This is a genomic window from Microcoleus sp. T3_B1 (assembly GCF_036700445.1).
In the GTDB taxonomy this organism is placed as follows: Bacteria; Cyanobacteriota; Cyanobacteriia; order Cyanobacteriales; family Microcoleaceae; genus Microcoleus.
Genome location: NZ_JAUBOX010000001.1, coordinates 321,253 through 330,393 on the forward strand (window position 1 = coordinate 321,253; position 9,141 = coordinate 330,393).

The 9,141-nt window shown below is 46.1% G+C and carries 6 protein-coding genes; 4 read left to right on the forward strand and 2 right to left on the reverse strand.

All coding sequences use genetic code 11. The features are described 5' to 3' along the window. Positions 1-282 precede the first annotated feature (282 nt). Complete coding sequence (locus QT990_RS01360; protein ID WP_333143621.1) at positions 283-1,386, forward strand: site-2 protease family protein; 1,104 nt, start codon at positions 283-285, stop codon at positions 1,384-1,386. A gap of 575 nt (positions 1,387-1,961) precedes the next feature. On the opposite strand, the gene QT990_RS01365 is transcribed toward QT990_RS01360, so the two are convergent. Together QT990_RS01365 and QT990_RS01370 are read right to left on the reverse strand one after the other, a co-directional pair. Next, positions 1,962-5,630 carry a PAS domain S-box protein gene (locus QT990_RS01365; protein WP_333148088.1) on the reverse strand — a complete coding sequence of 1,223 codons (3,669 nt, stop codon included), beginning with the start codon at positions 5,628-5,630 and terminating at the stop codon, positions 1,962-1,964. A gap of 676 nt (positions 5,631-6,306) precedes the next feature. Next, a complete protein-coding gene (locus QT990_RS01370) occupies positions 6,307-6,696 on the reverse strand; it encodes an AbrB family transcriptional regulator (RefSeq protein ID WP_333060228.1) in 390 nt (129 codons plus the stop codon). Positions 6,697-6,961: 265 nt separating this feature from the next. Here QT990_RS01370 and QT990_RS01375 point away from each other — a divergent pair, with 265 nt between their 5' ends. From QT990_RS01375 to cbiB, 3 genes are all read left to right on the forward strand, one after another. Beyond that, positions 6,962-7,405: an Rrf2 family transcriptional regulator gene (locus tag QT990_RS01375; protein WP_190656033.1), complete on the forward strand. Its 444-nt coding sequence runs from the start codon at positions 6,962-6,964 to the stop codon at positions 7,403-7,405. Between the two features lie 37 nt (positions 7,406-7,442). Further along, on the forward strand, positions 7,443-7,844 hold the full coding sequence (locus QT990_RS01380) for a GFA family protein (RefSeq protein WP_333148091.1): 402 nt from the start codon (positions 7,443-7,445) through the stop codon (positions 7,842-7,844). A 109-nt stretch (positions 7,845-7,953) separates the two neighbouring features. Beyond that, positions 7,954-9,033: an adenosylcobinamide-phosphate synthase CbiB gene (gene cbiB / locus QT990_RS01385; protein ID WP_333148093.1), complete on the forward strand. Its 1,080-nt coding sequence runs from the start codon at positions 7,954-7,956 to the stop codon at positions 9,031-9,033. Positions 9,034-9,141 lie beyond the last annotated feature (108 nt).

Sequence of the window (9,141 nt, forward strand, 5' to 3'; positions counted from 1 at the left end):
GTTCATGACAGAGGTGCAAGATTTGAGTTAAAACCGGCTGAAAATTAAAACAGAAAACTAAAACAGATATCCTCCTCAAGCCTCATAGCAAGAACTTCCGTTTTGAGATAAGGATTTTTAACCCCTAGCGGGCCAAACCGCAGTCGGCGGTAATTATTCAGCAAACCGAACCTCCACAGACGGATAACACCCTAATTGAAACATTAACATCGCCGTTACGTTTCGTTACGATAAGGAGACAGAGAGAAAAACCTCTCATTCGTAAAATCAGAGTTAGCCATTATGAACGGTACATTTCGCGTCGGCAACCTGTTTGGGATTCCCTTCTTTGTCAACGCATCTTGGTTTTTAGTTCTGGGTTTAGTAACCTGGCAGTACGGCGGCGCATTAGCTGCCCTGTTTCCCACATTAGGCCCCGTAGCGCCCTGGATGCTGGGATTATTCACAGCGTTACTGTTATTTGCTTCCGTCTTAGCCCACGAATTAGGACACAGTTGGGTAGCCATTAAACAGGGAATTGGCGTGAAATCGATTTCGCTATTTCTGTTTGGCGGACTGGCTAATTTAGAAAGAGAATCCAAAACCCCAGCCGAAGCATTTTGGGTAGCAATTGCAGGCCCGTTGGTTAGCTTATTTCTATCCGGTTTGTTAACAGCCATAGGCATCGGTGCTGGTCTCACAGGCCCCGCAGCCGCCATCGTCGGACTTTTAGCTTACATCAACTTAGTTTTAGCCTTATTTAACTTAATCCCCGGTTTGCCCCTCGACGGCGGCAACATCCTCAAAGCGATCGTCTGGAAAATTACTGGCAACCCTTACAAAGGTGTAATTTTTGCTAGCCGCGTCGGTCAAATAATTGGTTGGATTGCCATTGCTACAGGCATCTTTGGCAATATTTGGAATCTAGTAATCGGTTGGTTCTTACTGCAAAATGCCGGTCAATCTGCCCAATATGCCACAGTCCAAAATAAACTAGCAGGTTTGACCGCCGCAGATGCTGTTACCCCCGAAAGTCCGATCGTCTCCCAAGACTTGTCCCTCAGAGAATTTGCCAACAACTACGTTATCGGTAGCGCCCATACCTGGCGCCGGTTCCTGGCAACAGATGATGCCGGACAATTGGTAGGGGCGATCGACCTTGACGACCTCAAAACCATTCCTACTGGACGCTGGCCCGAAGTTTTAGTGAAAGAACTCCTGAAGCCGATCGAATTTTCCACCACCGTCAAACCGGAATTATCCCTCCTCGAAGTCGTCACCCTTCTGGAACAACTCAAAGTACAAGAACTCCCCGTCATTCGCGAAAACGGTGTCCTCGTCGGACTTGTAGAAAAAGCTGAAATTGCCCGCCTGCTACAAAAACGAGCCGAAGCGAACCCTGCTTGATATCCTCAGATACTTGACAAATAATAGTTAACCCCCTCGATTGCCCCTTATCAAAAGCGCGATCGGGGGGGTTAACTCTAGCTTCAAAAAAGTTAAGTCCAACACAAATAGTCCGGGACGAAACTGTCACAATATTTAAATATTTTTTGAGGTATGTTCTTGAGTCCAGGACTGACTAAGGATCGCGAATTAAATAACTTACAAATTTAATTGTTATTGTGGGATGGGCGTCCCGCCCGTCTTTTTTGGACGGGCGGGACGCCCATCCCACTTTCAAGAGTGGAAGTTATTTAATTCTCATTCCTAAATTATTACCTGCAAATCAACAATAATAATTATTATATAGCCTTTCTAAACTTTCGTGAGGTACGCGGGCGAGCAATTCCATATCTATTGCCAATAGCCCGCAGATATAGAAATGATCTGCGTTAATCTGTGTTCATCTGCCTTAATCTGCGGTTTGGTTTGTCTATTCATCAAAAATTTAGGCACTCTTGTCTACTGATTACCTGACAATTCTCAACCGTACCGCACTGTTACTGAGAAAGGCTGTATAAGTTAATCTTCGGCGCAACCTACAGCTCAATTTCAGCAATCAAATCTAGTATTTTTTGATAATCAAAATTATATAGATGATTCATCAGAACTTCCGCAAAAACATCATTATCGATACCGATTTCCTCAATACTTCTGGCAATCAAGTCGAAGTCAGCCTCACGGACGGCCTGTTTTAGATTGCTCGTCCATTCTGAGGAAACTTTCGGCTTGGAGTCCAGCGTAAATATTGCAGCACTATCAGATATTTTTTCTTGTACCATACTTGAAATCGGCGATAAATCATTGACTTGAACATATTTATTGATCGCTTCACCAGCACCCGCTGCGCTAACAACTTGAATGTCAAATTTGAAGACTGTGCCGTGTCCCACTTCGCTCTCGACAGTAATGTCGCCCCCCATTAATCTTATGAACTCGCGGCTGATGTTTAATCCTAAACCCGTACCTGTTTGAACTTTTTTTTCTGATGAAGTTTGCACCAATAATTCAAATATGCTTTCTAATTGTTCCGGCAAAATGCCAACTCCTGTATCGGCTATTTCAAACCCAATAAAAACTATTTCTTGATGTTCAGCAACATTTAAAAAATCGTTTTTTGTAGGGTTAATTATTCGGAATTTATTTTGCCCAACTGTGACTGAAACTGAACCATTTTTGGGGGTAAATTTAACCGCATTATCTAAGAGATTAATCAACACTTGTCGCAACTTAACCTCATCACTTTGCACGTATTGGGGGACATCGGAAGAGCAGTCAATAATTACTTGCAATCCTTTATTTTTCGCCGCAATTTGAAACATATTCTGCACGTCCCCCAGCAAGCGGTACAAGTCAAAGATTTTGGGGTTGAGTGTCATGCGCCCAGCTTCAATTTTAGATAAGTCTAAGACTTGATTGATCAGTTGGAGCAGGTGTTCTCCGCTGCGGCGAATAATTTGGATATTTTCTTTTTCCGCCAAAGTTAAATTAGCGCTGGGTTCCATTAATTGAGCGAAGCCGAGAATGGCGTTGAGGGGGGTTCGCAATTCGTGGCTCATGTTGGCGAGAAAGAGGCTTTTAGTTTTGTTGGCAGCTTCTGCGGCTTCTTTGGCTTGTTGGAGTTCTTGTTCTGCTTGTTTGCGATCGCTCGTATCAATAATTATGCCGTGCCAGACAATATCTCCATTTTCGCGCAATTCTGGTCGAGAATAACCTTGCAGCCATTTGAGTTTTCCCGATGCTGTCACAATCCGCCACTCGTGGGAAAATAGTTCTAGATCAGTGGCACTTTTGACAATTGCCTCGAAGTGACTGGATCGATCGTCCGGGTGCATTTGTTCGTAGAGTAAAGCAGAGTTGTTCTGGATTTCCTCCGGCTCTAATTCTTGAATTTCTCGGCACAGAGGACTGATATATTCCATCTTGACTGAGCCGTCGGGATGCTGCACGAAGATGTAAAGTTCTCCGGGAACAGTGTTCGCTAATTTGTGAAACAGAGCTTCGCTTTTTTGCAAGGCTAATTCTGCTTGTTTGCGATCGCCAATATCAATCCCAAATCCAAACAAGAAATCCAGGCGGCCACCTTCGTCTAGCACCGGTGTGCCGTGCCACTCGACTAACAAAGTCCGATCGTCCGAAGTGAGAATGCGATGTTCGTTAACCGTTTGCTCCCGCGCTGTTACGCCCGTAAAAATTGAATGTAATCCGGCTCGATCGCTTGGGGGTACAAATGTAGCTAAGTAATCTTTGCCTGCAACTTCTGTGGCAGTATAGCCCACCGCTTCCAGCATACTGTTATTCGCCAGCAGGATTTTACCCTCAGAGTCGATCGCCACAAAAAAAATCGGAGAATTTTCGATAATCTTTAAATTAAAGTCGCGCTCTTGACGGATAATTTTTTCAGCTTGCTGGCGCTCCTCAATTTCGAGCTGCAAGCGGGCATTGATCGAGGCTAGCTCCCTCGTGCGATCGACTACTTCAATTTCGAGGGTACGGTTGTAGTCAGCCAATATTTGCTCTGCGTGTTTGCGAGCCGTAATATCTTTAAAAACAGTAATAACATAAAGGATATTCCCCGCACCATCAAACACCGGCAGCGCTCGCACTTCCAAACGAATATTTTTTCCGTCTCGGCGAATATCCATATCTTCAGCAATCACCTCCAAGCCACTCAACGCCCGCACAAACGGCATTTGCTCGACCGGGTAAAGTTGATTAGTGCCTGCTATATAAATTTGATAAGCTTGTGGTAGCTCTGCTGCGGTGGCATCGGGCATTTCTCCCCTGCCTAATATTTGCTCTCCAGCCGAATTCATGAAAATAACTGCGCCGCCCGGATTGATCGTCGAGACTCCAACGGGCAAATTTTCTACCAGTTGGGCAAATTTTTCTTCACTTTCTGCCAAAGCTTGAAAAGACTGTTTCAGTTGATCTGCCATCTCATTGAAAGACTGCGCTAATTCCCCAACTTCATCAAGCCTGCTGACAGCAACAGCGCGATCGAACTTTCTGGCGGCAATATCTTTAGCTGCTTCATTGAGCCGCAGCAGCGGCAGCGTTACCCACCTCGCTGTCAGCACTCCAGCAATTGTCGATAGCAGCAGCGCCCCCCAACAAAGTAAAATTGTAGTGCGCGTATTTTTGTTAATTTGCCCCATGAAATCGGATTCGGGAACTGCGATCGCAATCAGCCAGTTCAAACCGTAAACATCAGAAAACGGCAGCACTTCCACAAAATATGCCTGCCCGTCTCGGCTAAATTGCAGTTGCTGCCGCTGCTTAATGTCGCCAAAGCCCCCGAAGTGTTCGTACAAATACTCGGCTGCGGTGCGAATGACAGGAGTTTGGCTGTCTAAAACATTCAGCCGCTGCAGTTGCTGCTTTCCCGACATCTTTCTAAAGGGTGATTCTTGACTTGAACTGGCAACCAGCAAGCCCGATCGTTCGATCGCGAAAATTTGTCCCGTTTTGCTAAGCTTGATGCGATGGAGATATTGCTGAAGATCCGAGAGCGAAAAGTCTACGGCACTAACTCCCAGCAATTTACCATTTCGATCGCGAATTGGTTGGCTAGCAGCAATAAAAACAGTCCCAGGAGTAAAACCCGGATAAATGCTCGTCCAAATCGGTTTATTAGCTGCGACAGCTTCTTTGTACCAGGGGCGGAGACGGGCATCGTAGATTCCGGGTTCTGCCTTTAATTTATCGGTGCGAGTGCCGTTGCCGTCGGTAGCGTAGTAAATGCTGTGAAAGTTGGTAGACTTGTTCGCCGCGACAATTTGCAAGCTGTTATCCGTGGGGTTGCGCCAAATTCCGAGATATTCCCCTGATTTTTCAGCACCGAAGGATATCCATTGAATGGTTTTAAAAGATCGCATTTGTTGCCAGAGGAACTTCTCTCCCCGAGGCTGCGGCTTTTCTAACTGTAAGTTTAATTCACCGCGCTCGATCGCTTCAGCGTTAAGTTTATTTACCCACTGGGTAGGTTCGAGAAAAGAAATCAGCTTTTCTTCCACTCTCTTTCCCGTCTCCGCGATCAATTTCTCGGCGAGCTCTTCGACTGCTCTTTCTCCGTTGCGAAAGGACAGATACCCGACAATCGCAACTGCTGCGACGATTTGCAGCACAAAAGAGGCCACTAGAAGGCGACGCAGGGAGATTTTTGTTTGGTGTTGAGAAGTTTTGCTCGCGAATCGGGGCAACGGCATAGGCTGATGACTAATTGCTCCCTAACACTTTAACTGTTCCAGCCTGTAATTTCACTTAGGGGCGATCGAGGTGTTTCCTTGCCATCAAAACCCCTCCCACCCAGACACAAATCAGGAGCAAGCACGAGACTTATACCATTTTAGATTTTAGATTTTAGATTTTAGATTAAATAATTGGGGATGGATGAGGAAGCTCGTGCTTTGGAGTTTGCCGACAGTTGCATTCTTTTTTTTAAACTCGTATTACGCACTCTTGGCCCAGAATACCTCCGCCATTTTCTTGCTTTGGTGAGTTTCCTAGCTCAACCAAACCTAATTCTTCCTTCAAACCTCTTCGGTTCATCAATTACATCCGTTAAATCCCGTACACTATTGGCTGCCGAACATCCATCCGTTACATCCGTTACATCCGGTACACAATCCGTTGCCGAACTTCTCTTTAACTGCTACGCGGAAGATCCCCCGCTTGTCCAAACGGATATAGCGAGGGGTCGAGAATAGGTATTCTCGGAAAATATAAAGTAGTGGCAGTGGCTTTTGTCGAGCCATTGCCATCTATAGAAGCCATAGTGTTTTAGGCTCACAGAAAGATTTCAGAGCCAATTCTCTGCTTGCAGTCAATGCTTGAAGTCAAACCAACCAGTTCAAGCAAGAAGTCAAAGCAAGTGGTAAAGGCCTAGGCTACTTCTTCTTCTCGATCGATTTGGCGCAGGTGAATGTGCTTGCGTCCCAGAGAGATTTCAAATTCATCTCCTGGCTGGAGTTCCATCTGTTTGGTGTAGGCCGCTCCAATCAGTAAGTTGCCGTTAGATTGAACGCTAATCCGATAGCTGGCAGAGCGTCCGCCGCGTCCATTGCCGTTTTGCTTCCCGTCTAGCTGAATGCCTTCTGCATCAATCAGCGCATTCAGGAATTTCATCATGTTAACCCGTTCTACGCCGTTCTTGGTAACGGTGTAGTAGCCACAGGCTCTAGCTTTTTCTTCCTTGGTAAGGTTCTCTAGGTCTTTGACCTTTTTGATCAGATCTTCGCCTTCAAGGGGTTCGATATTTTTCTTTTTAGCCATTTACTGAGTCCTGAAATATTCAACTGGTGTACGGATTTTTTCTCGGTTGGTTTTTGGTTTGACCAAGAAACTTTAGCTTTATAGCTGGTCGTAAAACTATATTACACCGATCGGCTCAATTGTTAACCACTATTATCTAAATATTTTTAACAACCTGCAGTCTTTCTTGAGGAGTAGCTGCAACCGGTGCGAGCAATCTCTAAACTCGGTAGCATAAGCTATCAGCTATCAGCTAGCTGAATATTTGCCCCGCTCTTAAAATCCCATGAAGTTAACCACACGCGGACACTACAGTGTCAAAGCATTACTGGATCTAAGTTTGCAACCTCGCTTTGGCCCGACATCGGTGAAATCGATAGCGAAGCGACAGGAGTTACCTGCTCCGTATCTAGAAAAATTGCTGATTGAAATGCGACGAGCCGGTTTAGTCCAATCTGTTCGGGGTGCCCAAGGAGGATATCAATTGGCCCGCCAGCCCGCTCAAATCTCTTTAGGACAAATCTTAGAGGCTGTAGGTGAAACTATTGAACCTTTACCTCGACATTTTCCCGACGCGACACAAGCAGAGGACTGGGTAACATTCAGTTTGTGGAACCGATTGCACAAAAAACTTGCCGAAGCGCTGTACAGTATTTCCCTCGAAGACTTATACTATGATGTCCGCAGTTGGCAAGCCGCTCTTGGGGAAGAAACTAGCTTTATCATTTAAATGGTAAGTTCATTCATTCGATCGCCAGCAAGCACACATGGACGCAACACTTGTTACCTACTTTGGCGGCTGTCACTGCGGTGCTGTCCGCTTCCGTGTCGCCGTTGACAAACACGAAGCATCTGATTGCAACTGCTCTATCTGTAAAAAGAAGGGATTTTTGCACCTCATTGTGCCGCCGGAACGTTTTACCTTGCTCAGTGGCGAAGATGTTTTGACCACCTATACATTTAATACAGGAACTGCTCAACATACTTTCTGCCGAATTTGCGGCATTCACTCGTTCTATCGCCCCCGATCGCATCCCGATCATTTCGATGTCAACGTCCGCTGTCTTGACGACTATGCCATCGAACACTTTCAGATCCTACCCTTTGACGGTGTTAATTGGGAGCAGAACGTACACTTGCTCCGCGACGAAAGTAATCTCAGCCGTTAAAATTGCAGCTCAAAAATCTTGCCTCCGCAAGGGTAGCAGTAGTTAAAACCTGCGCTACCATTGCGATCGCTCCTGCTCGGCCGGACTATCAAGTTTGACACAATATATAATGATGCCGGATGAATTTCCTGTTTTGATTTTAGCTGCGGTGTTGGATTATTCGATCGGCGATCCTTGGGGTTGGCCGCATCCCGTGCAGGCGATGGGTTGGGCGATCGACCGCTATACTCGATTTGTCTTTAATATATGGAATAATCCCGCAGGTAAAATGCCTGAAGCAGGTGCTAGTCCCGCTGGATCTCGGCACCAACTGTTGCTACGAGGTGCTGGTACAATACTAGCGATCGGACTGATTGTAGGCAGTTATACTGTCAGTTGGTCGATCGTCCAAGCTGCTAGTTGGGTACATCCTCTTTTAGGTATTGCCATACAGACCATTTTGCTCGCAAGCTGTTTTGCAGGTCGCAGTTTGAGGGCCGCAGCAGAGGATGTGCTAGCACCTTTAAATGTTGGAGATTTAGTCAAGGCGCGAGAAAGGTTGAGCCTTTACGTCGGCCGGGATACCGAAAACTTATCCGAGCCAGAAATTCTGCGAGCCGTGTTAGAAACTGTAACAGAGAATGCAGTCGATGGCGTGACAGCACCGCTATTTTATGCCTTACTTGGGTTCGCTCTGCCGCATCTATTATTAAGTGTTACCGATCGCCCGATCGATCCTAACTCGATGTGGGCGAGTGCGATCGTCCCCTTGGCGATCGCTTACAAAGCAGCCAGCACATTAGATTCTACCGTCGGCTACAAAGAAGCGCCATACACTGATTTAGGATGGTTTAGCGCCAAACTAGAAGACGTACTGACGTGGATTCCTTGCCGGCTAACAGTGATTACTTTAGCCGTTATATCTGGCAAACCGATTTACATTTGGCAAATTTGTCAGAGAGATGCTGTTAAAGATGCCAGTCCCAATTCCGGTTGGAGCGAGTGCGTTTACGCCGCCATCTTGGGAGTACAACTAGGAGGGACCAATTCCTATCGCGGAGTTCTCAAACACAAACCGCTGTTAGGCGAGTCGGTTCACCCGATCGCAGCGCCGCTAATTTGCCAAGCATTGCAATTAACTCGGTATTGCTTTCTGATTTGGTTGGGACTATCATTGCTTTTTTATACCTTATTATGTGTGAGTCGCTAACTGATGACCTCACCCGCACAGTCCAGGAGTAATCTCCAGGACGAGTTTTTCTTAGACATTTCCCGCCATAAGGCAGACAATTGATGTAGACTGAGATAATTCACTCAA

Bases quoted from the DNA above. Each gene is read 5' to 3' on its own strand.
- cbiB (WP_333148093.1), top strand. From the start codon at position 7,954: ATGATGCCGGATGAATTTCCTGTTTTGATTTTAGCTGCGGTGTTGGAT.
- QT990_RS01365 (WP_333148088.1), bottom strand. From the start codon at position 5,630: ATGCCGTTGCCCCGATTCGCGAGCAAAACTTCTCAACACCAAACAAAA.
- QT990_RS01375 (WP_190656033.1), top strand. From the start codon at position 6,962: ATGAAGTTAACCACACGCGGACACTACAGTGTCAAAGCATTACTGGAT.
- QT990_RS01360 (WP_333143621.1), top strand. From the start codon at position 283: ATGAACGGTACATTTCGCGTCGGCAACCTGTTTGGGATTCCCTTCTTT.
- QT990_RS01370 (WP_333060228.1), bottom strand. From the start codon at position 6,696: ATGGCTAAAAAGAAAAATATCGAACCCCTTGAAGGCGAAGATCTGATC.
- QT990_RS01380 (WP_333148091.1), top strand. From the start codon at position 7,443: ATGGACGCAACACTTGTTACCTACTTTGGCGGCTGTCACTGCGGTGCT.